22 protein-coding genes and 4 tRNA genes are annotated in these 25,287 nt (G+C 46.0%); 12 read left to right on the top strand and 14 right to left on the bottom strand.

Annotation, left to right across the window (positions count from 1 at the left end; genetic code table 11):
• Nucleotides 1–36: 36 nt before the first annotated feature.
• The gene (gene ygfZ, locus JMY03_RS02505; RefSeq protein WP_201600750.1) at nt 37–801 is read right to left on the bottom strand and encodes a CAF17-like 4Fe-4S cluster assembly/insertion protein YgfZ; all 765 of its coding nucleotides are present in this window, start codon (nt 799–801) and stop codon (nt 37–39) included.
• A gap of 286 nt (nt 802–1,087) precedes the next feature.
• Here ygfZ and JMY03_RS02500 point away from each other — a divergent pair, with 286 nt between their 5' ends.
• Nucleotides 1,088–1,444: a zinc ribbon domain-containing protein YjdM gene (locus tag JMY03_RS02500; RefSeq protein WP_025645522.1), complete on the top strand. Its 357-nt coding sequence runs from the start codon at nt 1,088–1,090 to the stop codon at nt 1,442–1,444.
• Between the two features lie 25 nt (nt 1,445–1,469).
• Here the strand turns inward: JMY03_RS02500 and JMY03_RS02495 are convergent, their stop codons facing one another.
• On the bottom strand, nt 1,470–1,622 hold the full coding sequence (locus JMY03_RS02495) for a hypothetical protein (RefSeq protein ID WP_201556834.1): 153 nt from the start codon (nt 1,620–1,622) through the stop codon (nt 1,470–1,472).
• Between the two features lie 163 nt (nt 1,623–1,785).
• Between JMY03_RS02495 and hemL the strand changes: the two genes are divergently transcribed.
• A complete protein-coding gene (gene hemL / locus JMY03_RS02490; protein ID WP_201600747.1) occupies nt 1,786–3,087 on the top strand; it encodes a glutamate-1-semialdehyde 2,1-aminomutase in 1,302 nt (433 codons plus the stop codon).
• An 85-nt stretch (nt 3,088–3,172) separates the two neighbouring features.
• Here the strand turns inward: hemL and JMY03_RS02485 are convergent, their stop codons facing one another.
• Nucleotides 3,173–3,511 carry a DUF962 domain-containing protein gene (locus JMY03_RS02485; RefSeq protein ID WP_227675512.1) on the bottom strand — a complete coding sequence of 113 codons (339 nt, stop codon included), beginning with the start codon at nt 3,509–3,511 and terminating at the stop codon, nt 3,173–3,175.
• Nucleotides 3,512–3,976: 465 nt separating this feature from the next.
• Here JMY03_RS02485 and ppx point away from each other — a divergent pair, with 465 nt between their 5' ends.
• The 5 genes from ppx to JMY03_RS02460 all read left to right on the top strand — a co-directional run bounded on the left by ppx (nt 3,977) and on the right by JMY03_RS02460 (nt 10,130).
• Entirely contained in the window at nt 3,977–5,503 is a 1,527-nt protein-coding gene (gene ppx / locus JMY03_RS02480) for an exopolyphosphatase (RefSeq protein ID WP_201600744.1), read from the top strand.
• A 266-nt stretch (nt 5,504–5,769) separates the two neighbouring features.
• On the top strand, nt 5,770–6,573 hold the full coding sequence (locus tag JMY03_RS02475; RefSeq protein WP_201600741.1) for an acetyl-CoA carboxylase carboxyltransferase subunit alpha: 804 nt from the start codon (nt 5,770–5,772) through the stop codon (nt 6,571–6,573).
• Nucleotides 6,574–6,962: 389 nt separating this feature from the next.
• Entirely contained in the window at nt 6,963–8,540 is a 1,578-nt protein-coding gene (tilS, locus tag JMY03_RS02470; protein ID WP_201600738.1) for a tRNA lysidine(34) synthetase TilS, read from the top strand.
• A 128-nt stretch (nt 8,541–8,668) separates the two neighbouring features.
• Complete coding sequence (proC, locus tag JMY03_RS02465) at nt 8,669–9,517, top strand: pyrroline-5-carboxylate reductase (RefSeq protein WP_025645508.1); 849 nt, start codon at nt 8,669–8,671, stop codon at nt 9,515–9,517.
• Between the two features lie 43 nt (nt 9,518–9,560).
• Nucleotides 9,561–10,130: a YggT family protein gene (locus JMY03_RS02460; RefSeq protein WP_201600735.1), complete on the top strand. Its 570-nt coding sequence runs from the start codon at nt 9,561–9,563 to the stop codon at nt 10,128–10,130.
• Nucleotides 10,131–10,229: 99 nt separating this feature from the next.
• On the opposite strand, the gene JMY03_RS02455 is transcribed toward JMY03_RS02460, so the two are convergent.
• Nucleotides 10,230–11,030 carry a hydroxymethylpyrimidine/phosphomethylpyrimidine kinase gene (locus JMY03_RS02455; protein WP_201600732.1) on the bottom strand — a complete coding sequence of 267 codons (801 nt, stop codon included), beginning with the start codon at nt 11,028–11,030 and terminating at the stop codon, nt 10,230–10,232.
• Nucleotides 11,031–11,203: 173 nt separating this feature from the next.
• On the opposite strand from JMY03_RS02455, the gene JMY03_RS02450 reads away from it, so the two are divergent.
• The 3 genes from JMY03_RS02450 (at nt 11,204) to JMY03_RS02440 (ending at nt 12,360) form a co-directional block, all read left to right on the top strand.
• Nucleotides 11,204–11,293 (top strand) — tRNA-Ser (locus JMY03_RS02450).
• Nucleotides 11,294–11,445: 152 nt separating this feature from the next.
• Nucleotides 11,446–11,522 (top strand) — tRNA-Arg (locus JMY03_RS02445).
• A 256-nt stretch (nt 11,523–11,778) separates the two neighbouring features.
• Complete coding sequence (locus JMY03_RS02440; protein ID WP_227675511.1) at nt 11,779–12,360, top strand: RDD family protein; 582 nt, start codon at nt 11,779–11,781, stop codon at nt 12,358–12,360.
• A 240-nt stretch (nt 12,361–12,600) separates the two neighbouring features.
• Here JMY03_RS02440 and JMY03_RS02435 read toward each other — a convergent pair whose 3' ends face one another.
• The 10 genes from JMY03_RS02435 to JMY03_RS02390 form a co-directional block, all read right to left on the bottom strand.
• Nucleotides 12,601–13,566: a calcium/sodium antiporter gene (locus JMY03_RS02435; protein WP_201600728.1), complete on the bottom strand. Its 966-nt coding sequence runs from the start codon at nt 13,564–13,566 to the stop codon at nt 12,601–12,603.
• Nucleotides 13,567–13,786: 220 nt separating this feature from the next.
• On the bottom strand, nt 13,787–14,167 hold the full coding sequence (panD, locus tag JMY03_RS02430) for an aspartate 1-decarboxylase (protein ID WP_010196068.1): 381 nt from the start codon (nt 14,165–14,167) through the stop codon (nt 13,787–13,789).
• Between the two features lie 127 nt (nt 14,168–14,294).
• Complete coding sequence (pth, locus tag JMY03_RS02425) at nt 14,295–14,876, bottom strand: aminoacyl-tRNA hydrolase (RefSeq protein ID WP_201556845.1); 582 nt, start codon at nt 14,874–14,876, stop codon at nt 14,295–14,297.
• A 190-nt stretch (nt 14,877–15,066) separates the two neighbouring features.
• On the bottom strand, nt 15,067–15,774 hold the full coding sequence (locus tag JMY03_RS02420; protein WP_201600726.1) for a 50S ribosomal protein L25/general stress protein Ctc: 708 nt from the start codon (nt 15,772–15,774) through the stop codon (nt 15,067–15,069).
• Nucleotides 15,775–16,147: 373 nt separating this feature from the next.
• A complete protein-coding gene (locus JMY03_RS02415; RefSeq protein WP_025645491.1) occupies nt 16,148–17,095 on the bottom strand; it encodes a ribose-phosphate pyrophosphokinase in 948 nt (315 codons plus the stop codon).
• Nucleotides 17,096–17,213: 118 nt separating this feature from the next.
• Nucleotides 17,214–17,289 (bottom strand) — tRNA-Gln (locus JMY03_RS02410).
• Between the two features lie 223 nt (nt 17,290–17,512).
• Nucleotides 17,513–17,588, bottom strand: a tRNA-Gln gene (locus JMY03_RS02405).
• A 275-nt stretch (nt 17,589–17,863) separates the two neighbouring features.
• Nucleotides 17,864–18,850, bottom strand: a complete 987-nt coding sequence (ispE, locus tag JMY03_RS02400; RefSeq protein WP_201600724.1) for a 4-(cytidine 5'-diphospho)-2-C-methyl-D-erythritol kinase — start codon at nt 18,848–18,850, stop codon at nt 17,864–17,866.
• A 16-nt stretch (nt 18,851–18,866) separates the two neighbouring features.
• Complete coding sequence (gene lolB, locus JMY03_RS02395; protein WP_201600722.1) at nt 18,867–19,532, bottom strand: lipoprotein insertase outer membrane protein LolB; 666 nt, start codon at nt 19,530–19,532, stop codon at nt 18,867–18,869.
• 90 nt (nt 19,533–19,622) lie between these two features.
• Nucleotides 19,623–21,545: a tetratricopeptide repeat protein gene (locus JMY03_RS02390; protein ID WP_227675462.1), complete on the bottom strand. Its 1,923-nt coding sequence runs from the start codon at nt 21,543–21,545 to the stop codon at nt 19,623–19,625.
• A gap of 614 nt (nt 21,546–22,159) precedes the next feature.
• Here JMY03_RS02390 and hemA point away from each other — a divergent pair.
• Together hemA and JMY03_RS02380 are read left to right on the top strand one after the other, a co-directional pair.
• On the top strand, nt 22,160–23,575 hold the full coding sequence (hemA, locus tag JMY03_RS02385) for a glutamyl-tRNA reductase (RefSeq protein WP_201602084.1): 1,416 nt from the start codon (nt 22,160–22,162) through the stop codon (nt 23,573–23,575).
• A 449-nt stretch (nt 23,576–24,024) separates the two neighbouring features.
• A complete protein-coding gene (locus JMY03_RS02380) occupies nt 24,025–25,167 on the top strand; it encodes an aminotransferase class V-fold PLP-dependent enzyme (RefSeq protein ID WP_201600720.1) in 1,143 nt (380 codons plus the stop codon).
• Nucleotides 25,168–25,287 lie beyond the last annotated feature (120 nt).

Here is a 25,287-nt window from a genome sequence, read left to right as displayed (position 1 = left end):
TAAGTCGGGTCTATTGAAAGTCGGCTACAAAGTCAGCTACTGCGGACGCGCCACATCAGCCTGCAAGGCAGCTGGCAGATCCAAAATAGTCATCTCACTATCTGCTAACTGCTCTGGACGCGCAACGACCAAAGCTTCAAAACCATTATCGCCTGCCGCTATCGCATTAACGACTTGTATCTTACCCAGCTTCTCACCTGCGGCCGGCGTATCGCCTGTACCTTTTACATAATGCAGAAAAGCTTTTGGCGACGCTTTAAAGTAAATACGGGCGATAACTTCTTGACCCAAGTAGCAGCCTTTATCATAGTCCATACCGCCACGCTGATGTAGGCGCAGCTCTTGGGGTTGGAATTGACCTTGCGTCGCCGCTACTATCCAGTAGTTACCTGTAGCGATGCTGGTCTGCATCCAAGCTTGCGTCTCCTCGGCAGTATTATGCTCGTCTTTATGACTAAAGGTAGGCTCATCCGCCACTATGCAAGGATAAATCGGCGTTGGTGCACTGGTCTCAAATTTAGAAAAAACACCAAACTTATTGAGATGAGTTTGCAGGGCTTCAGCGCAGTCGCTACTTAGAACGACATCAAACTGATTTTCGTCCTGTTTTTTTATCCAAAGCCCGAACTCTATACGCCCTTTTAAATTACTTAGTGCGGTCGGCTGGAAGCTCAGTCCAAGCTTAGTCACATCAGAGGTAATCTGGCCTTGCAAAAACTTTTCTGCATCTTCACCTTGCAGGGTCAGTTGGACAAAGGCGGGCAGCTGATTTTGATCAGATATGGACGTTGCGTCACTCATTGGTATTCCTATTATAGTTTTTGATTGATGAGGTTTGAATTATTCTAATGAACAGCTAAAAGGCCTCAGCAGAGTAGCATAAAACCTGAGCTCAAAAAACATCATGATTACCTTTTACATTGGGTGTTATTAGTGATTTTCAAGCCAAAGCAATACAGGCGCTCATTGGTCAAAGATAGCGACTTACGCTACAATGAGCAATAGAGAGATAATTTTATACTTTATTGATAATACGCCCAGTATAGTGGCGGTCATATCGCCAATAAGAATGACTAATGAGACAACTATGAGCTTACCCAATTGCCCCAAATGTGATGCAGATTATACCTACGAAGATGGCGCGCTCCTAGTGTGCCCGATGTGCGCTCATGAGTGGACAGCCGCCGAAGCGGATGCGGCTCAGAATCAAGCTGAGGAAGACAGCATCGTACGTGACGCTGTCGGTAATGAGCTGCAAGATGGTGATGCGGTAACGGTCATTCGTGATTTAAAAGTCAAAGGTGCGTCAACCTCCATTAAAGTCGGCACAAAAGTCAAAAGTATTCGCTTGCTTGATGATCCGGTAGATGGTCACGATATTGACTGTAAAGTGGATGGCTTTGGGCAAATGAAGCTCAAATCGTCAGTGGTGAAAAAAGCTTAAAGCGAATATAAAGTCAGCTAGCCGGTTACTTTGCCAAGCTCACTAGTCGCGAGTTAATTGAGCCTCTAGTGCGCCCATGCTGCGTCATTAGCGTGCTAATAGAGCTGCCGTTATCGAAAGATTTGGCTAACTGCTGATCCTCATCATCGCTCCAAAGCGTTCCGGCATTGGCAGACATAGCGCCCAACCCATTATCGATTTATGTTTACATTTATTTATACTTCCTGTTAGCGAGTCTGATAGGAAATAAATTATCTAAAATATTTCCATTCAACTGTCCTAAGTAAACCAAAATCAAGCAAGACTAAAAATAAACTTCAATACAATAATAGAGATTAATTATGAGTACTAAAAACGAACAACTCTTTGCCCAAGCCCGCAAACATATTCCAGGCGGCGTCAACTCGCCGGTTCGCGCTTTTGCTGGGGTAGGCGGTACGCCGGTGTTTATGCACAAGGCTTCTGGCAGTAAGATTTATGACACTGAAGATAACGCTTATATCGATTATATAGGCTCATGGGGGCCAATGATTTTAGGGCATGCGCATCCTAAAGTGATTGACGCGGTCAAAAAAGCCGCTGATGATGGGCTAAGCTTTGGGACGCCAACCCCATTTGAGACGACGGTTGCGGATAAAATCTGCGAGATCGTGTCAAGTGTTGAGATGGTGCGTATGACCAGCTCTGGTACTGAGGCGACGATGAGCGCTATTCGCCTAGCACGCGGCTATACGGGCCGTGACAATATCGTTAAGTTCGAGGGCTGCTATCACGGCCACTCTGATAGCTTATTGGTCAAGGCCGGCTCTGGTATGCTCGATATCGGTGAGCCAACCTCAAAGGGCGTACCTGCTGACTTTGCTAAGCATACGATTACTTTGCCTTATAACGATCCACAAGCGATCAAAGACTGCTTTGAAAAGTGGGGCGACACTATTGCATGCGTTATCGTGGAGCCGATCGCAGGCAATATGAATATGGTCATTCCTGAGCAAGCCTTCCACGATACTCTACGCCAAGAGTGCACGGCTCATGGCGCGGTGCTGATCTTTGATGAAGTCATGACCGGCTTTCGCGTTGGTCTTGGCGGCGCGCAAGGGCACTTTAACATTCAGCCTGATTTGACCTGCTTTGGTAAAATCATTGGTGCAGGCTTGCCTGTTGGCGCTTTTGGCGGTAAGCGTGAGATTATGGAATGCATCGCGCCGATGGGCGGTGTCTATCAAGCAGGTACGTTATCAGGTAATCCGCTAGCGATGCGCGCGGGTATCGCTATGTTTGAAGATTTGACGGTCGATGGTTTCTATAACGAGCTAGCAGCGAAAGTCGATAAGCTAGTCGATGGTATTCAAGCGGCAGCTGATAAGCACGGTATTCACTTGCGTACTAACAAGCTTGGCGGCATGTTCGGGATTTTCTTTGTGAAAGATAGCGATACCCCTACGCCGCACAACTTCGATGATGTAACCGCATGTGATATGGATAAATTCAATACTTTCTTCCACGGTATGCTCGATCGCGGTATCTACTTAGCGCCTTCTGCGTATGAAGCAGGGTTTATGTCGATTAAGCATAGCAGCGATGATTTGGATAAATCGATACAGGCGGCCGATGAGATCTTTGCAGAGATAGCAAAGGCCTAAACGCAATGTCTTAAAGCTAAAAAAGCCAACATCGTCAGAGGTGTTGGCTTTTTTTATGTCTCATATATGATGCTAACTGCAGTAGCTACCTTGCGCGCTTATCATACTTAATATCTCTTAAACTTAGATTGCCGCGCAAGACGTCGGTATACATACGAAAATCGCTGACAAAGCTTTTTAGCGGAAACTTAAAAGAGGCCGGTTTATTTTTTTCAAAGAAAAAATGACCGACCCAAGCGCAGCCATAGCCTGCAGCAATACCTTTGAGTAAAGGTTTGGGCGAGCGGGTTTGGATAGACTTTGCTAGCCCTAATAGACCAAAGCTACTTCCGGCAAAGTGCAGACGGCGACAGGCCATGTTTTGATGCTCTTCTAAATAAAAGTCATAGAAGTTTTGTTGCGCCTTTTGCTTAGTTTCTGTCATTTCTTGACGATTTTGATTCGCTAGATGCTGATCAGTGCGAGCGGCGTTACTATCATGAGTAGTTTGCGCAGTAGTAGTTTGGGTATCGTTTTGGGTATTATGTCGAATAGTCATAGTAGCTTCCTTTGCTAAAATTATCTGAACTACAATCTTGATTTGGGCTTTATTTAATAGCCTATAAACATGAGTAGTTTCGCTTAAGTCCTTGTTCTATAAAGTATATTACTAAGTTTTAATGTAGCAAGCTGTGCTCCGCAATACTAGCATCACGGATTACTTAAAAGTCAGTTTTACACAACCTTTCGGTAAAGGCTCGCGTTGTTTGCTAGGATTTGGCATAAATGCTTTAATAAGCACTTTTACTGATAGCGCTATTTAGCGTTTGCTAATCTTTATGATGCTAACTTAATATTAGCCCTTATCTCAAACTTTTTATTTCATCCACAGTTACGGTAACGCCACTTTATGCCCACTAATTACCTTGAAAACCCGCCCCTTGCCGAAAACGAGCTTATGGCAGCGATAGATATCGGCTCCAATAGTTTTCACTTAGCTATTGGCCGGCTCGATCATGGCGAGGTACGTAAAGTCGTCTCCATGTCTGAAAAAGTGCAGCTGGCAGCGGGACTCGATGAGCATAACATCCTCAGCGCCGAAGCGGTGCGCCGAGGACTTGATTGTCTGAGCCGTTTTACCGCGCGCTTAGACTCGGTATCGCCAGAGCGAGTGCGTATTGTCGCGACCAACGCTCTACGCCAAGCCAAAAACGCCGATGACTTCATTGCTCGCGCCAATGATATTTTGCCCAATCCCATTGAGATTATCGCCGGACGTGAAGAGGCGCGGCTGATTCATTTAGGCGTGTCGCACACTAATGCTAGTAGCGATAAGCGCTTAGTGATAGATATCGGCGGCGGCTCGACTGAATTTATTATCGGTACAGGGTTTGAGCCGTTATTGACAGAGAGTTTGCAGATGGGCTGTGTGGCCTTTACCAAAAAATTCTTCGCTGATGGACAAATCACGGATAAAGCTTTTACGACTGCTATCGCAGCGGCGCGCAAGGAAGTGCTCGCTATCAGCGGTCAATACCAAAAGGCAGGATGGACGAGCGTTATCGGCTCAAGTGGTACCATCAAGGCGGTGCGTAATGTCTTAGTGTCCAAAGGCTGGGCCAATGAGCAAGAGTGCATCACTTACAAAGGGGTCAAAAAATTAGAAAAACTACTGATCTCTATTGGCGATGTCAAAGATATTGAGCTTGAGGGCGTTAAAGAGCACCGAAAAGCGGTGTTTCCAGCTGGGGTCGCGGTACTGCGAGCCTTAATGAAAGTGCTCGGCATAGAGACTCTGGCATACTCTGATGGGGCGCTGCGTGAGGGCGTCATGTACGATATGCTCGGCCGCTTTGCAAGCGAAGATGTGCGTGACCGTAGCGTACTGGCCTTGATTAAGCGCTATTCAGTGGACAAAAAACAAGCCCGGCAAGTGGTCAGAACCAGTCGTCATCTCTTCAGGCAAGTGCAAGATGACTTGCAGCTCAGCAATGATGACGGTGATCTGCTAAGACGTGCGGCCTACTTACATGAGATAGGACTGGCGATTAGCCATAGCAACTATCATCGCCATAGTGCCTATCTGTTGGAGAACTCTGACATTCCGGGTTTCTCACAGGTCGATCAAAAACGGATGGCGCAGCTGGTGCTCAGTCATAGACGTAAGCTAAAAAGTGATATGCTTGAGCAGACTTGCCAACTTGGCGGCGAGCAGCTGCTGTATTTGTGTTTGCTCTTGAGGCTTGCTGTCTCTGCGCATCATAGCCGCAGCGAGTATGAGCTACCTTTGATGGAGCTGGTCATTCTAGATGATACGCATTGGCAGATCACTGTGAGTACTGATAAAAAGCACTATGCCTTTTTGTACTCTGATCTTCATGCTGATATCGAGCAGTTCGCAAAATGGGGTATTGAGCTGAGCGTGATCGAAAACTAATTTTATCTAAAAAGCAAAGATATAGTCAGTTCGAAATAAAAGTGTTATAAATTTAGAGACGCTACTGGTATAAATTTTACTTGCGTGCTGCGTTCCTTCAATGCTGCGCAACTTATGTTTTAAAAAGAGCATCCCAGCAGCGCTACACCATTTTTAGAGCGAATCGACTATATCGACACTGCCATAACGCTCAAGGTGTGCTACTATAGTTTAATTGAGTTTACACTTGTACTGATATTTTTTATAAAACCCATAAGGATAAGTCTATGAGTACTGTTTGGGACAGCGTACAGCTGGCACGACACGCAAAACGTCCACTGTTTATGGACTACGTCAATCAGCTATTTACAGAGTTTGATGAGCTGCATGGTGACCGCGCTTTTGCCGATGACAAAGCGATTTTGGGCGGTTTGGCCCGTTTTAATGGTCAGCCTGTGATGGTCATCGGTCAGCACCGGGGCCGTAGTACCCGCGAGCGCATTGCTCATAACTTCGGTATGGCCAATCCTGAGGGTTATCGCAAGATGATTCGGTTGGCAAAGATGGCTGAGCGCTTTAACATTCCGCTTATGAGCTTTGTCGATACCCAAGGCGCGTACCCTGGTATCGGCGCTGAGGAGCGCGGCCAAGCGCAAGCGATCGCTGAGAGTATCGCTGTGTTTACTAGCCTCAAAGCACCTATCATCGTCACTATTATAGGCGAGGGTGGTTCAGGCGGGGCACTAGCGATTGGGGTTGGCGATAGAGTCAATATGCTACAAAACAGTATCTATTCAGTCATCTCTCCTGAAGGCTGTGCTTCTATTCTTTGGAAAACCGCTGAAAAAGCGCAAGATGCCAGCGAAGCCTTAAAACTAAACGCCGTTAACCTTTACCAACTGGGCTTGATTGATGCTGTCATCGATGAAGGCGAGGGCGCGCATATGCAGCCGCAGCCGGTAATGGAGGCGTTAAAGACGTTGTTAGAAGAGCAACTGGCTGAGATAGTCGATATGGATGCTGATGAGCGCTGTGAGCAGCGTTATCAAAAGTTAAAATCATTTGATTCAGAAGTGATGTTGCCTGGCTAGTTTTGTTCTAAAAGGCTTTGATGAGCAGTGCGCATTTGTGGATGTTCAACACGCCCTAAACTATAGTTAGCTGAATGTAAAACTGTTATGGATTTAAACGCGCTACTGGTATAAATTTTACTTGCGTGCTGCGTTCCCAGAGGCTGCGCAAAATTCATCCCAGTAGCGCTATGACATTTTTAGAGTGTATCGACTATAAAACGTACTAATTATTAGTGCGTTTTTTTTGCTGCCTGATTATTATAGTCAGGGCGAGTTTCAGACGATAGATATAGTCGAACCACTATTAAAGTGTTACAGCGTTAGACTCGTTTAGCCTACTACTGTAGTACTTGCACTCGTCTGCCTTGTACCACTTTTAATATTGATTGACTATAGTAAGAATAACTATGACTAATAGCGCTATTAAGCCTTATCCAATCAAACCTATAGCCGACTTAGCTATCGATGCGCAGTTGGCAGCGGCAGTGTTAAGGAGTCTAGCGGATTATCATCAGCAGCTACTGGGCCGGCGAATTTGGCTCGCGTGTAGCGGTGGCCGCGATTCTTTGGCCCTAGCTGCGCTATGTGTACAGCTTTATCAGCAAGACAGGCTGCCTTTTTTGCCGCAGCTGTTACATGTCGATCATGGCTTGCAAGTTGATAGTTCAATTTGGGCCAGCCATGTTGCTGATTGGGCCGCCGCTCAGCAGCTTTCTTGTACTATTTTAAAGGCGCAAGTGCAAGGCCAAGATGAACAAGCCGCGCGGCAAGCTCGCTATCGCGTCATGCGAGAGTATATCAATCAAGGTGACGTGTTAATGCTCGCGCATCATGCCGATGACCAAGCGGAGACCGTACTGATGCGCCTGATTCAAGGCGCAGGGATTAAAGGTCTAGCTGCTATGCAGCCTTGGCGCGAGCACATACATCAAAGTCAGCAAGACCAGCATTATGCACTATGGCGGCCTTGGCTGGCGGTGACGCGCGCTGCGATTAGCGATTATGCTAAGCAGCTGCAGCTGCCTTATATCGACGATCCGACCAACGCGAGCGGTGATAATGTGCGTAGCGGTTTACGCCGTGATATTATGCCCAAACTTGTTAGTTATAATGCGAATGTCATAGGCAACGTTGCTCGTAGCGCGCAACTGCTTAGTGAAGCGCAAGCGATAGTAGAGGCGCAAGCTGAGCAAGATCTGCAGACGACAGCTATTAAGTCGCTTGAGTTTGCTAGCGTTCAGCGGGTATTAGCTATCGATAAGCTGCATGACTTATCGACGCCAAGACAAAAGCAGCTACTGTACTATTGGCTAGCGCAAGATGAGCCGCTACCGCCGAGCAAGCAGTTAATCGATGATGTCTATGCGCTTACTCAGCGGCAAGATAACGATCATCAAACCGAGCTTGACTGGCACGCACACTTGCAACACTACCGCATCTATCGCTTTCGTCAGCAGCTGTATCGTTTAAGCCGCGACTTTGTTGATTGGCTGGCATCAGCGACGCTTGAGCACCGCTATGATTTGTCAGAAATTTTAGCTGTCGATATTCGTAAAAGTAGAGATACAGGCTATCTTTGGCAGCTACAAATTGATCTGACTAAAGCGGATATTAGGGCGGATAGGGAGCTATACCAAGAGCTTATAGATAATGAAACCAGCCTTAAGATAACGCCATTAGATCGACTGCGTAAAGTACAAACCACGACAATGGGCCGAGCACAAGCGGGTAAGAAGCTCTATCAAACGCTAGCCATTCCTGTATGGCTGCGCAGTAGCTTAGTGGTGGTCAGTGCAGTTGTAACAGATACGGACATGAGCAATGAGAATAGTGCTGATACAAAAGTAGAGGTGTCATTGCTGCTTTTGTCACCGTTTCAGAGCTGGACGTTAAAAAGCGATTTATCTTCTAACAACCTTGCCGATACATTAACTTTGTTAAGCGAAGCTTGTGTTAATGCTTTGCAAAAAGTACGCAAACCCTAAGCCTGCGAATTTATCAAACGTCAATAATGGCAGTATGCTAAACTAGACCCCATTTTAGCGCTATCACTTTGAATACTTTTGACTATTTCTAACAAAGTTATATTAGAAATTGCTATTAGGAGACTATGATGTCACAACAAAATAATAACTCAGTTCTCAATAATAAAAAAATAAGCTTTATCGGTGGCGGTAATATGGCGCAGGCGCTAATCAGTGGTCTGGTTGGCTGCGGTGTCAAGCCTGAGATGATTACTGTTGCCGACCCAAGCGCTGATATCCGTCAGCAGCTCGGCGCAAAAGGTCTTAAAACAGTCGATCCAACCGCTGATGCTACCACTGCAGTAAAAGATGCGGATCTAGTCGTCCTTGCTGTAAAGCCGCAAGTGATGAAAGCGGTCGTTAGTGGCTTCACTGATGTGCTCGATAAGCAATTAGTTATGTCAGTAGCTGCGGGTCTATCAACAGAGCTTTTAGCGAATATGCTTGGCGGCTACCAAAATATCATCCGTGCTATGCCTAATACGCCGGCGATGATACAGATGGGCGCAACCGGTCTATATGCAACTGATAGCATCAGTGAGCCGCAAAAGCAGCTGGCCACAGCGGCTATGGAGGCCTCAGGTCTGGTTATGTGGGTGGAAGATGAAGAGCATCTACATGCGGTGACAGCGGTGTCGGGTTCAGCGCCTGCTTATATGTTCTACTTCCTAGAGTCAATGATCGATCGCGGCGTGGCGCTAGGTCTAGATAACGAACAAGCCTCAAGCCTTGCTATGCAAACGATGCTAGGCGCGGCGAAGATGGCGATGGGTAGCGATGACACCCCGGCCGAGCTACGTCGCAAAGTGACTTCACCAAATGGCACTACGCAAGCGGCGATTGAGTCTATGCAAGCTGATGAGGTCGGTCGTCAGATAGGCGAGGCGATGCAAGCTTGTTATGATCGCAGTCAAGCGCTTAGCGAAGAGATGAAATAAAACCGCGCTAGTATTTTTATGTCGACACTTTGAGTAGCCTTTAATGAACAACGTACTATTACAGATTTTTGATTTGGTCACCACCTTTGCGATGCTGCTGATCTTTATCCGCTTTATGCTACAGTTTGCGGGAATGGATGCGCGCGATCCTATGATTGCGCCGGCTTATAGAGCCACCCATATCGTTGATGTGTTTGGCCGTATCTTTCCGACTTTAGGGGGCGGACGCATCAGTGTTGCCGCCATCGTGTTGATGTTTTTGATTCGATTGATTGACATCTCTGGTAAGGCAGCCTTGATGCAAAGAGGGATTGCACCGATTCCGCTATTTTTTCAGGGTACACTCAGTCTGATTTTAGACTTTTTAAGATTGAGTCGTTATCTCATTATTGGTTCTATTGTGGTTAGCTGGATTGTAGTCTTTACCCAATCCTCACATCCGATTATCGGTATTATCATGCGTTTGGCTGAGCCGATATTAGCACCATTTCGCCGTATCACACCGAATTTAGGTATGCTTGACCTATCACCTATCATTGCTTTTTTTGCTATTTATTTGATGGAGATAATGGTCGGAGCCATCGCAGCGAGCTTGATGCCGATGCTAGGCTAAGTTTCTAATATGCCTTAATATATTAAAAGCCCTACATCATCTGTCATGAGTGTAGGGCTTTTTGCTGTGTCATCATTAGAGTCAAGATTTATGTGCTCGTCAACTTTCAGCTTTCACAAAGCGATTGGGTATCAGCTGCGCTTGCACATTATCGGGATGAGGGTCATCCGCCGCTTTTAAAGTCTGAGTAATCCAAGTATCAGCCGCTTTGACCGCTTCCACTATCTGATCGCCCATCGCTAAGCGTCCAGCTATATAGCTGGCAAGTGAGCAGCCAGAGCCATGAAACTCACCGTCTAAGCGCGGTAGTACGCTTTTATGTACCATCTCACCTGCTATATATAGATACTGTTCAATATCACCGCTGTCGAAATCATGTGAGGTTTTGACGAGTACCGCATGAGTGCCATTATCACAGAGTTTTTTTGCACCGGTATGTAAGTCCTGCTCACCGCTTAAAGCGCGCAGCTCATGAGTATTTGGCGTAATTAAAGTCGCGTAGGGTAGGAGCTGCTCAAAGGCCGCTACCAAAGTCGCCTCATCACCCAAGCTGCCACCACTATTGGCAACGAGTACTGGATCAAGCACGAAGGGGGTGTTTTTTTTAATCACCTTATTAGCGAATAATCGAGTCAGCATTTTTATATTATCCGTTGTGCCAAGCATACCGGATTTGATCGCTGTGACTGGCAAATCGTTGAGCACTGCCATCGCTTGATCTCTGACTAATTCGGAGTTACAAGGCTCAAAGCCTAAGACTTGCTGCGAGCTTTGGACGGTAATAGCGGTGCAAGCGACAGTGGCATGAGCGCCTGCTTGCCCAATGGCTTCGATGTCGGCTTGCAAGCCTGCTCCGCCAGAAGGGTCTAAACCTGAAAAACAAAGGACGACTGGACGCATAAGGTTTCCTTAGAGTTATTGGTGTAGTAATCCATAAGATAAAAATTAAATTATAGCAAATACGGCTGCAAGGCTTGCAATTCGTTTTGGCTTTGTTATAATACTCGCCCACAGCATAAGACGTATCGTTAGCATCGATACTGTTATTATTAATTAATAGTCTTATCTTGTCCGGTGAAGTGGGTGAGTGGCTGAAACCAGTTCCCTGCTAAGGAACCATACGTGTAAGCGTATCGAGGGTTCGAATCCCTCCTTCACCGCCATTTATTCGGTTTGTTGTAGATAACTTCGATTGAATGTGAAAATAATCTTGTTTAAATAAGCAAAGTTATTGACAACGTCAAAATTATCTATATAATGACCAACCTAATTTGCTACAAAAGTTATATACTGCGTAGTAGATGATGTGCAATAAGCGCCTGTAGCTCAGTTGGATAGAGCACTTGGCTACGAACTAAGGGGTCGGGAGTTCGAATCTCTCCAGGCGCACCATTTGCATTATCAATGTGTTAAAAGTAATAAAGAACATCCTAAATCAATCGCCTGTCTTCTGACATTTGGCGGTTTTTTTGTGCTTGTTGATTCTATCGCTATGGTTCTTAATATCTCTCATAGTTTTATGATAAACCCCTTAATTACGGTACAATAGGCTATCATTTGATATCTGCTATGAGCTTAAGCTATGCCAAAGAGTAAAAAAAGAGCCATTGTCAAAACAAAAAAGCCACGCCGCCAAGCGACTACGGCTATGCCAGCAGTAGAAGAGCCTACTATCGCCAATCCAACCACTAGGCTTGCCGCTATCGTTTATGATGGCATGCTTATACTGGCCTTGCTCTTCTTAGTAGGCACGGTACTGACAGTAATAGGCACGCTACTGACTATGCAGACGGGTACAGAGTCCGCACAAGCCCGCTCGCTACCTGTTTGGTATCAAAACATAGTGATGACGCCATCGTTTATCTTAACCTTAGTGGGTTTTTATGGTTTGTTTTGGCGGCGCGGTGGTCAGACTTTAGGGATGCAGACTTGGCGACTAAAAACGGTCAATGACTCAGGCCGTCTGCTCAGTTGGGGACAGTCTTTTAAGCGAATTATGGCGGCAAGTTTAATGCCGCTCGTCTTCGGCGTTATCGGCAGCTTAATCGGCGGGTCACGCGCTATTATCTTGACTAGCGCGTTTTTGGGACTGGTGTTCAACTATGCTTTTTGTCTGTTCAATCGCCGCGGTCTGGCAGTTCAAGATATGATCTCTAACACTGTCACCTTAAAGATGCCAAAGACTGAAAATGAGAGCTTATGGCGAGTGATTAGAAATCGTAAAGACTAACCGTGTGTCTATATGCGACTTAAAAAGCCAGCGCTGATACAGAGACTATAGTTAGCTGAATGTAAAACTGTTATGGATTTAAACGCGCTACTGGTATAAATTTTACTTGCGTGCTGCGTTCCCAGAGGCTGCGCAAAATTCATCCCAGTAGCGCTATGACATTTTTAGAGTGTATCGACTATACATATATTAGCCAGCCGTTTATATTAATTAATCCTTTGTATTAGCCGACTGTTTGTATTAACCAGCCGTCTGTATTAACCACATCGTATAACCGACAAAGAACAAGACTAAAGTGGCACCAGAGCTGCGGCCAAAGCTGCGCTTGGTGTTAAATGCAAATAAACACATTACAAATAGCAAGATAGTAAGCAGTCCTATTGCCAATATATCGCGTGACAAGATAATGGCATTCGGAGTGATTGGCGCAATAAGCGCAGCAAGTCCGACGACGGCTAAGGTATTAAAAATATTAGAGCCGATAATATTGCCCAAAGCCATATCGTGCTCGCCCTTACGCGCCGCTGACAAGCTTGCAACAAGCTCTGGTAGGGATGTGCCAACAGCGACAATCGTCAGACCAATAATCAGCTCACTGAGGCCCCAAAACGTCGCCAGCCCTACCGCGCCCCACACAATAGCACGTGAGCTCAATATCAGTACTAGCAGGCCTAAAAATAGCGTACCGATACCGCGGATAGCGCTAGTCTCCTCGCTGCTCTCTAGCGCCGGATCGTCTTCGTGCTCATGATTGCCTTCTCGTAGGCTTAAGACGATCTGAATAGCCAATATCATCACTAGCAGCACAATGAGCACCAGACCGTCGGTATGACCTAAGACGCCATCACTGAGCTGCCACGCGGCCACTGCTGTCACTAGTAATAATAGTGGCATATCTCGTTTGATGATGCTGCTACGGATAATGATTGGGCTTATAAGTACTGTCGCACCAAGCACTAGCGCAATATTAATAATATTAGAGCCATAAGCATTACCTAAAGCCAGCTCAGGGCTACCTTCTAGCGCCGCTAATACTGAGACCACCATCTCAGGAGCTGAGGTTCCTAAGCCTAATATCACCACCCCGATCAAAAAGCTCGGCACATTTAATTTATTGGCCAATACCACCGCGCCATCAATAAAAACGTCCGCGCTCCAAACCAAAATAGCCAAGCCCACGATTACTGCAACAATTGCCAACCACATTAGGGTCATCCTTTAAATAGAGTCAACTTTTAAGGGTAAGTATTTTATCTTAAAAACAGCGCTGCACAGTGTCTTACCCTAACAAAAGCGCATAAAAAAACTGAGCCTCAAGGGACTCAGTTTTTAATTATAGTCAATAGTCAGCTAGCAATAAAGCGAAACAACAAATTATCGATAGTTGCCATAACATCGACTCTAATATCTAATAGTGTCGGACGCGTTAAGCGACTTGCACCGGAATGATATTTGCAGTGTCTTTAACGGTGTTATCTTCGTTGCAGTACACAAGCTTGGGCTGATAAGTAGACGCTTCTACTTCATCAAAATGCGCGTAGGCACAGATGATGACGATATCGCCTAAGTCGGCCATGTGCGCTGCGGCCCCATTCAAAGAGATGATACCAGAGCCTGCTTCCGCGCGAATCGCATAAGTGCGAAAACGCTTACCGTTAGTGACATTATAGATATCAATCGATTCATTCTCGCGCAAGCCTGCAAGATCTAATAAGTCGCCATCGATACCACATGAGCCTTCATAGTGTAGCTCGGCATGGGTAACACGGGCACGGTGCAGTTTGCATTTGAGCATATTAAGTAGCATAAGGTGCTTCCTTAGTGAAACGAATATTAAAAACGAAACGAATATTAAAAACAGATTAAATGAGCGAAATCAAAAGGTTAATGGGGATGATTTTGCCAAAATAAAAGGCTGACGCAATTTTATAGCATTATTCTGGTAATTTAAAGCTATTGATTTGCGAGCGCGCCTTTTCGATATCGCCACCCAACAGTAAAGGTAGTGCTTCAAAAGCCGCGGTTAACGCACTCTCAATAGCGATTTGCTCATTGGCAGCGGGCTTTGAGAGCACATGCCCTGTCACTTTTGACTTATGGCCCGGATGACCAATACCAACGCGCAAACGATGAAAGTCGTTACCGATATGCGGGGTAATATCACGCAGGCCATTATGTCCACCATGGCCGCCAGCGGTCTTGAGCTTAATGCTACCGGCATCGATATCGAGCTCGTCATGAGCGATAAGTAGCTCGTCATTGGCAATATTATAGTAGTTGACCATCGGTACGACCGATTGACCCGATTTATTCATAAAGGTGAGGGGCAGTAGCAAACGTACATCATGACCGTGCACTTGCCCGCGGCCAGTGATGCCATGGAACTTCTTATCCGGACTCAGAGTAATATTGAACTGATGAGCAATATGCTGCACAAACCAGAACCCAGCATTATGCCGCGTGAGCATATACTGCTCACCAGGATTGCCAAGACCAACGATGAGTTTTATCGCCATAACATACTCTGCCTAAAAAAGAGAAATAAGCTCGATATAAAGAGCCTAACAACAAATACTATTTGAATAACGCACTACTCGCTTTTCAAATAATACTCACAAAAACAGCAGGAGATCTTAATCGCCTGCTGTTTTTTATGCAACAACCCTACTCGTCGTATAACCAAAGTAGGGGTTTACAAAAGGGGGGTTACTCAGCGTCTTGATCGTCGCCGTCTTGCGCTTCGCCTTCAGCGCCTTCGCCGCCTTGCTCAGTGGCTGGTACTTCATCAGCATCCACTTCGTCTGCATCTTCGTCCACTTCTTCAAGCGTTGGTGGCAACATGTTAACGATAGTGCGATCGTGTGCATCTTCCATATCAAGATCAAAGATGATCACGCCTTCAGGCAGATCGATATCTGATAGACGGAACAGATCGCCGATCTCCATACCTGATACATCAACTTCGAGGTATTCAGGAAGCTGTGAAGGTAGCGCAACGATTTCGATATCAGAGACAAGCGTTGATAGAATACCGCCGTCTTTGGTACCAGGTGCGTCTTCACGGCCTGAGAAATGTACAGGGACATTCATGTTGATTTTCTGGCCTTTAACAATGCGCTGGAAGTCAGCATGCATTGGGAAGCCTTTAGCAGGATGACGCTGCAAGTCTTTAATAACGACTTGGTGCTCATCGCCTTTATCGGTAGTAATAGTCAAAACTTGTGAGAAAAACGCTTCGTATTCAAGCGACTTTACCATCTCGTTTAGTTTGATAGAGATAGCCGTTGGCTCCTCATTACCACCATAAATGATAGCAGGTACTAGGTTCTGCTTACGAAGGCGGCGGCTCGCACCTTTACCTTGTTGTTCAGCAGAGCGGTCAACCGCGTTAATTGCAAAATGATCAATAGCCATGGATATAATCCTATAGAGTGTATGTGAAGTATCTACCAGCGTCAAAACTTGCGACCAGTCTACTACTGGATAATGGATACTCTAAAAAGTGCTGAGTGAACTGCCTATATCTATCATGTAAATCTGTAACACTATAGATAATAAGCAATGAGCAGCACAGGCGCGCATTATACGTGTTTTTGCTGCAATAATAAAGGGTTGAAAAGATTATAAAAATTGATAAGCAAAGAGTAGAAGATGATCTGCTCCACTTGAGATCTCAAAACCTTGGCAGAAGGTCACGAATAGTAATTTTAGAGCAAAAAAAAGCGCTAAAGGGTTACTTTAGCGCTAATCTTTGATATCAGTAATCTAGTCTAACTAACGAGCCGTCTTAAGCATCAAACATGGCGCTGATAGACTCTTCGTTATTGATACGGCGCAGACTCTCAGCGAGCATCGGCGCGATAGAGACTTGACGAATCTTAGTGCAAGCTTTTGCCGCATCTGATAATGGGATAGTGTCGGTCACGACGATCTCGTCGAGCTCTGAATCGCTGATGTTCTTCAAGGCATTACCGGATAAGACAGGATGCGTGATATAAGCGAGCACTCGGCGCGCGCCGCTTTCTTTGAGTGCAGCGGCCGCTTTGCACAACGTACCTGCGGTATCAACCATATCATCAACGATGACGCAGTCACGGTCACGGACATCACCGATAATATGCATCACTTGAGATTCGTTAGCACGGGCACGGCGCTTATCGATAATCGCTAAATCAGCGTCGCCTAATTGCTTTGCCATCGCACGGGCACGGACGACGCCGCCAACGTCGGGTGAAACCACCATGATATTATCATAATCATGCTTGAGTAACTCGTTCAACAATACTGGCGTACCGTAGATATTATCGACAGGAATATCAAAGAAACCCTGAATTTGATCGGAGTGCAAATCGACCGTCATGACGCGATCAATGCTGACGATGTTAAGCATATCGGCGACGACTTTGGCTGAGATTGGCACGCGGGCTGAGCGTGGACGACGGTCTTGACGAGCATAACCAAAGTAGGGCATGACAGCAGTGATACGGCCAGCACTAGAGCGGCGCAGTGCATCAGCCATCATCATGATTTCCATCAAATTGTCATTGGTCGGCGCGCAAGTGGGCTGCATGATAAACACGTCTTTACCACGTACGTGTTCTTTAACCTCTACAGCGATTTCGCCATCAGAAAAACGGGTGATGTCAGCTTTCCCAAGAGGGATATGAAGATGGTCGGCTACGGTTTTCGCAAGTTCAGGGTGGGCATTACCCGTAAAAATCGCCAAATAAGGCATGACAAAGTCCTATTGAGTGACTCAAGCAGTGACCGCTAAGCAGTGTCAAACTGCTCAAATATAGAAAAGAGTGGGTATCAAAAATTTACAGAAGATGAAACAACGCAATTACAGAAAATGGCAGGGGTAGCTGGACTCGAACCAACGGATGTCAGGATCAAAACCTGATGCCTTACCAACTTGGCTATACCCCTGTAATGCTCGGTATCGTAGCTGTTATCGCTACGCTTACCTAACGTGTCATCGCTACGAGCTTGCACTCTTTGTGACGACCGAGATTTACGGTGTTCGTTGCGAACTATACCGAAAATACGAAGGTGTTGTCAATTGCTATCACTAAAATCAAGATCACATTAGTGACCAGGACTGAGTATCAATGCTGTACTCGTATGATAAACAATGAAGACAAACAAAAAATGGCAGGGGTAGCTGGACTCGAACCAACGGATGTCAGGATCAAAACCTGATGCCTTACCAACTTGGCTATACCCCTATTGTGGCGACCTATTATAAGTAAATTTTTAAATTTTGCAAGGCTTTTCGCCTTTTTCTTTGGATTATTTATAATAGTAAAGCTTAGCAGATAATGACAGACTCCAAACAACTAATAGTGCTACAACTCAAGCCATCGTGGTCCAAATTTAGTAAATATCGAAGTTCTATTTAAGAAGTTTCACTCAAAAGTGAAAACTCTAGTACGATTTTGAATGCTTTTTAGGGTTAAAACAGCAGCCTACGTATGTCTTAATTTTTTTGTGCTGTTTTTAATTATAAACTCTCAACCACATAACCTGCACAAGGCGCATTTGCAATCCATTGATTAAATAGCGCTTTATCAGCCGCCACACTTGCACCTAAAGGTAAAAACACTGCGCTGCCTGAGCCGGTCATCCTTGCTGTGCCCAATGTGTCTGCCTCCAAGCCTTGTAAATAACTCAAAGCTTCTTCGACCGCAGGAGCCAGACTTAACACTACTGGTGTAAAAACATTCTGGTAAGGCGAATTTAGGTTTGACAGATAATCACGACTTTGATGGGTAATAGTCTTGGTAGACAAAGGCGCGATATCACGATTGAGCTTAGGATGAGCGAATAGCTCAGCAGTATTGACATGAGCGTTTGGCGTCAAAATCAGATAATGCTGATTTGGCAAGTCAATGCTGGTTAATTCTTCGCCAATGCCCATGGCGATAGCATCTTGCCCAAAGATAAATATCGGTACATCAGCGCCAATAGTCGTCGCTATTTTAAGCAGCTCATCTTGATTTAGGTTAAGTTGCCAAAGCTCGTTTAAGGCGAGTAGGGTGGTAGCAGCATTGGAAGAGCCACCGCCTAATCCTGCGCCCATTGGTAGGTGCTTATCTAGGGTAATGCTGATAGCGTGCAAGGAGTGAGGCAGTTGTGCTATCGAAATCACATAAGCTAGTAGCGCTTTTGCCGCTTTAAAGATTAGGTTATCTGCTACATTATCAGTAATGCTAGCTGCGCCCTTAAGGCTGATTAACTGCTGAGTAAGCGCCGCCGCTTGCTGATCAATACTTGTATTCACTTGCGCAGCGTTAGGAGTATCTATCATGTCAGTCAAAGCAAACTGCAAATAATCGCCCCAATCGAGCAAGCGAAAAACAGTTTGCAGATTATGATAGCCATCAGCTCGCTTACCTGTGATGTGCAAAAACAGATTAATTTTTGCCGGTGACAAGCGCGTAAGGCTATTATTATCAGCTAGCGAGCAGTTAGTAACGGTCTGGGTCATTGGAGCGTCTATTTTGTTACTGACTTAGATGGTTAATGGTCATGACTACTTTTTGACCTTGCGGCTGAGTGGCGATAATTTTGTTCGGTAGCTTGTTATTACCGTCATAGGCGAACTTAGCGCTCCAGTTGCCATTGACTGAGCTTATAAGGCGGTTTTGACTATCAACTTGCGGCGCGGTGTCCGAGGGTGCGGAGCGTCCTGATATCCAGTAAGGCATTTGCGAGATAGGTGCTTGCCAGCCGGTGGCTTTTTGCAGTAATGCTTCTGGATCCTCGGCGCTCAGGCTGCCGGTTTTTTCACTGACTAAAGTTGCCGTTTGGCCGTCATATTCGATGTTGGTTTTGCCAATGCCTAACGCACCCATCAGCTCAATAGCGAAGCGATTATCTTCTTGTCCCCAAGTATAAAAGGCGCTACCGCCTTGCTTGCTAGCATTGCTGCCATCAGCCGAAGAAGCAGAAGCCCCAGTTGGTATTGTCACACCGATTTTACCATTGATAGTGAAACTCTCAAGCTTCTGCGCTTGCAGGGTAGGGGTGGTGGTAGCGTCAGCTTGTGAGCTAGGTATCGACTGACAGCCAGTGCTCAATAACGCGCCACTAACTAGGGCCGCTAATAAGGCTGATTTTTTTGAATTTTTATTATGAATGGATAACGCTGTAGATAAAAATGTTGACATAAATTTTCCCTTAAAAAAGCAACTCAAAGAGAGTCGCTCAAAATATAATCCTTAGTCTAAGCTGTAGATGTTACTCGATTATGGAAGATGTTAGTAAAGTTGAATACGGTCATTGACGTTTTGTTGACCAAAAGCAAAGCGCTGTTGTAAATCGGCTAACAGCTCGGCGACCTTTTCGTTATTCTCAAGCCCTTGATAGGCTCGTAGCAACAGCACGCCTGAGCGTAGTGTTGGCAGTACCTCATAAGGCGTTTGTAGATAGTCGATAACTTGCGTGAAGTTATCATTAGCTAAGGCATTACTAGCCAATACATTCAGCGCTTGCAAGTGCAGCTCATTATCATAACGCGGATCATCATAGCGAATTTGAATAATCGTTTGCGCCAGATCTAAGCCTTGAGTGGAGTTGCGATCATTGGCTAATAACAGCTGTGCGTAGCTAAGCTGGTACGATAAATTATCCGGATTGAGGTTTTGCAAATGATTGAGCAAGGTGCGCTTCACCACATAGTCATTGCGATCATCGAGCAATTGTACCCGCGCAAATAGTATCGCCTCGCTATTTGGATGCTTGCGACTGGCACGGCTCAACAGCTCTAGTGCTTCGTCAGCTTTACCTTGTTGCCACAAAATATCTGCTTGTAGCACAAAGGTATCAGGCGCGAAGACCTCAAAATCCTCACGCAGATTGCGTAAGGTGGCTATCGCTGCATCGGCATTATCGGCTAATAGCTCAAGCTCCACCACTTTTTTACGTGCGGCCAGCACTAAGTCTTCTTGCATGACACTTTTTAGATAGCTTTTTGCTTGCTCAAAACGCTGTTGGCGCTCAGCACTGATGCCTAAATAATAATAGGCTTGATCCAAATAAGTCGGACTTTTTGCTAAAGTGTTCAGAAGCTGATCGGCGCTGGAATATTCTTGAATATCTAAGCTGACCAACGCGGCCAGTAAGGTAATCTCAGGGTCCTCGGTGAAGCGCTCATGCGCCGCTAGCAGTAGCTCCCAAGCCGACACGCTTTGTTTTAAGTCTAACAAGTAGCGAATCTCATAGAGATACAGACTCTTACTATCAGGATTGCGTAAACGCGCTTGGCTGACGTAATTGACTACCGTTTGCGCCGGTTCAATCTTGCGTAAGATATCTGCTTTTAGGGTGATATAAGGCACGTAGTCAGGCTGGCTGGCCAGCGCGCGCTCGATATGAATAAGCGCGGCTCTGGGTTCGTCAAATTGATAAAGTAGGCCAGCTTTTAGAACAGAAATTGAAGCGTTTTGCGCGCTGTCGATAGGCTGCAAGGCGGCTAATAGCTCACGCCGATCCTCATCGGTACTCGGATAAATACCGATGAGGATCTCGCTTAAATCAGCACGAGGGTCATAGCGAAGAATACGATTCAGAGTCTCACTTGCAAGCGCATAATCATGAGCTTTTAGCGCCAAATGCGCCACATAAAACCAAGCCGGCACATGATCTGGGTTCTGATCTTGCCAACTTTTAGCAAACACTAAGGATTCATCAACCGCTTCATAAGCCAATGACAGACTCAAGGCACGTTCGAAAACTGCGGTCGCATCTCTTTTAAAGGCTTGCTGCTTATAAAGGCTCAATCCCCGCTCAATATCGCTGCGATCGGCGGCAAATTCAGCCTCTAATAAAGCGTAGAGACTGGGCTCATCATTGATGTTGTCTGTGTTCTTAAAATCGCTCTTATCATGAGATTGAGGACGTTCAGTAGTGCGGTCGTTATCGCTGACTGGCTCAGAAGCGACGGATGCTAATGTTGTCTGATAAGGCTGCCAAAGCTTCAATAATGGATCGAGCACTTTTGCTTGAGTATAAGTAGACAGGCACAAACCAGTCGCCAGCATTAAAGCAAGCTTTCGGTGTTGCCACAGACGTCTCATCGCCCTGCGCAGTAATACCTGAATACGAGACTGCTCTCGATAGTCAAGACTTAAAGCAGCGTCCGGCTCAGGTTTTGCTTGTGATACTAATCCAAAAAACATCATAGCTGATGATCATTACCTATAAGTTCGCGCATTATCGAAACATTATACGAGCCTAGATTCATCCTAAACAATAGTACTCTTGTTATCGTATATATAGAATGTTGATGATAAGAATACCACAAACCTTCAAATAAAAAGTAACTCGTCGCCTAAGCTGCCGCGCGCGTTAACTTATTCATTTTAAGGTTATAAATCTTTAAATCGTTATTGACGACGGATCGCAGTAGAGGCGGAACATAGCAGGCGTTAGGGCTAGTTATTGTCGGAGCTATTGATTAACTAAACTGTTGATTATTAGGACTAGGGATAACGTATGCTGCCGAGTTGAATTTTTCTGATAAGCCCAGATAGAGTATAAGCTGCCCGAGCAGTAACGGAGTAATGATGGGGTAGTATTAAATAAAACGGATAACAATGGTACAATAGCTAGCTTTGTATTATCACCATTACAGTGAGCGGCTACGGGCTGCTCGGTAATTGGCTTAAATCAACAACGCGGCCTCCCAGTCTGCGCTTATATCCAAGCGTGATGGGCTTGCTTTTGCTTTTTTATCATGACGCCACTCACTGGTTTGAGCTCAGTCAGTAAACGTTATGCTTATGGTCAATCAATAATGAGATTAGTGGTCATTGGGGTCAATCACAAAACTGCACCAGTCGCTTTGCGTGAGCGCTTGGCACTTGTGGGCGCTGATGTAAATACGGCGCTTGAGCAATTAGAGCAGTTCACTGATGGCAGCATTATTGTCTCCACCTGCAATCGCACGGAAATCTATGCGCTAGTTCCTCAGACAATTCCGCAAACAGTCACGCCAGCCACTTCATCAAATATCAAAAACGTCACGCCAACGAGTGCTTCTGCGAGCGTCGCTGCTACCAGTAAAGCGTCTCACACTAGTAGCGCTAGCGTCTCACCAGCGGCTGTCAGCGCTCATATTCTAAAGATCAAAAACTGGCTCGCTGAGTTTAAACAATTACCGCTGAGCGAGGTGGATCCCTACCTTTATGTGCACCGTGATGTCCACGCTTTAACCCATTGGCTTAGAGTCGCGGCGGGGCTTGACTCGATGATATTGGGCGAGCCGCAAATATTAGGTCAAATAAAACAAGCGGTACATCTCGCGCAAAACGAAAAAGTACTCAATACTGAGCTAGGCTGGATAGTCGATCAAGTATTTGCAGCGGCCAAACGCGTACGTAACGAGACTCATGTTGGCGCGCAAGCGGTGTCGCTTGGTTTTGCGGCAGCCAAATTAGTCACTCAGATATTTGATGATTTTGCGAAACGCACGCTGTTAGTCGTGGCGGCAGGCGAGATGAATCGCTTAGTCGCGACGCATATCGCAGGGCTTGGGGTTGGGCGCATCATTATCTGTAACCGTAGTCCAGAACGCGCCGAGGCCTTAGCGGCCGAGCTGCAGCAGCCGGGGCGTAGGGTTGAGGTACAGCCCTTAGACGCTTTACCGCAGATGCTCAGCGAGGCGGATATTGTCAGTAGCTGTAGCGGCAGCATGAGTGTGCTGATTGATAAAACCATGACGATGCAGGCGCTTAAGCGTCGCCGATATCAGCCGATGCTGATGATCGACTTAGCCGTACCGCGTGATATCGATTCTACTATCAGTCAGATGGATGATATCTATTTATACTCTGTCGATGATCTGCAGCACGTCATCGCCGGTAACCTTGAGCAGCGTCGGCAAGCGGCCGTCGATGCAGAGCTACTCGTCAGCCAGCTGGTGGTGGAGATGGAGCAGAGCTTTGCGGTGCGCAAAGTCGGCCGTGACATCGAACAGTATCGTAATCGCACGCACACGCAAGTCGATAAAATCCTCTCTGAGTCCATCGCTAGATTAGAGAATGGTGAGGTTAATGCTGAAGAAGTCATCACGGAGCTCTCCAGACGCCTTACGCAGACATTGTCTCATGCGCCCTCAAAATTAATGCGCAAAGCGGCCAGTGAAGGTGATAGCGAGTTGTTAGATTTTGTGGTTTCAGGGTTACATGATGCCTATCGCGATAAGGGCTAAATAGGGTCAAGATACTAAGGCTAGATGTTAAGGCTAGATGTTAAGCTTAAATACTAGGGCGAAATACTGTAGTGATATACTAGGGCGAAATAAGCGAACAAACGCTAACGTAAGCCCTCAATAGAACCGCTAGCAGACTATTGCCAGTGTGGCATAACAGTGATAATATCAAATGATATCGCCTATATTATGCCTGCGCTCTGTACATGACAGTAAGCCCTGCATAAACCCAGATAGCTCACCTGTAGTGTCTTGGGCCTGTAGTCCTCTGGTAATATCTACCAACGGCAATAGCGCTAGGATAAAGCGCTATATCGTCTATTCTAAATTGTCTCTTTTATGAGTTGAAACCTAACCGTCTCAGCCCTTATTAGTGTCTAAATGACTGTCTCATTAACGCAGTTATCTCAACCACACAATCTAAATAATCTAAAAACAAGGAGTGCTTCATGCCTGCATTACGCCAAGATATCGATCCAAACGGTCTATTAGAGTATTCAGTGGTCTATACTGACCGTGCCCTTAACCATATGTCAGAAGTCTTTCAGCAAGTGATGAATGACTTATCTGCTGACCTAAAATCTGTCTATAACGCCGATGCGGTCGCCATCGTTCCTGGCTCGGGTACTTATGGCATGGAAGCGGTAGCCAATCAGCTGGCCAAAGATCAAGACTGCTTAATCATTCGCAACGGTATGTTTAGTTATCGCTGGACGCAAATTTTAGAAAAAGGCAATCTTGCCAAATCCTCTACGGTATTAAACGCCCAGCGCGAAGATAGCGACGCGCCAAAGCCTTTTTCACCGGTCGATATCGATGAAGCGGTCGCTCAAATTAAAGAGACCAAGCCTGCCATGGTGTTTGCCCCGCATGTGGAAACCTCAGCCGGTATGATCTTGCCTAATGACTATATCAAAGCTTTGAGCGAGGCCACTCATAGCGTTGGCGGCTTATTGGTCATTGACTGTATCGCCTCAGGTTGTGTCTGGCTCGATATGAAAGCGCTTGGTATCGACGTGTTGATCAGTGCGCCGCAAAAAGGCTGGAGTAGTACGCCTTGCGCCGGGCTTGTAATGATGAGCGATGCGGCCGTCCAGCGTGTAGAAAATACAGAATCTAATAGCTTTAGTCTGGACTTAAAGAAGTGGTTAGAGATTATGCGCGCTTATGAGAATGGTGGTCACGCTTATCATGCGACAATGCCAACCGATAGCTTGCGCCAGTTCCGCGATACTATTACAGAGTCTAAAAAGATCGGTTTTGATAAACTATGCGATGCGCAGTGGCAGCTGGGTAACCGTGTCCGCGAAGTACTACAAGCTAAAGGCATCGAGAGTGTCGCAGCTGAAGGCTTCAAAGCACCAGGCGTGGTGGTATGCTACACCGACCGTGATGATATGCATAAAGGTAGCGCTTTCGCCGAAGCTGGCGTACAGATTGCCGCTGGTGTGCCTTTGAAAGTAGGCGAGCCTGATAGCTTCAAAACGTTCCGCGTAGGACTATTCGGTCTCGATAAGTTAACCGATATCGACGGTGCGGTTCAGCGTTTTGAAAGCGCTCTTGAGCAAGTATTAGCAGAGCAGTCTGCTTAATAGCTACTTTGGCGCTTACAGGCTTCATATTGGAGAATATAACCGTCAACAACCCAAGCATTTAAAAATACTGAGCCTGTTAATGCAGTCGCTCAGTATTTTTTAGCTATTTATTATATT

The sequence above is a fragment of the Psychrobacter submarinus genome, assembly GCF_904846685.1.
Taxonomy (GTDB): domain Bacteria; phylum Pseudomonadota; class Gammaproteobacteria; order Pseudomonadales; family Moraxellaceae; genus Psychrobacter; species Psychrobacter submarinus.
Note: the sequence above shows the minus strand (reverse complement) of the source record. Positions and strands in the feature narration are given on the sequence as shown.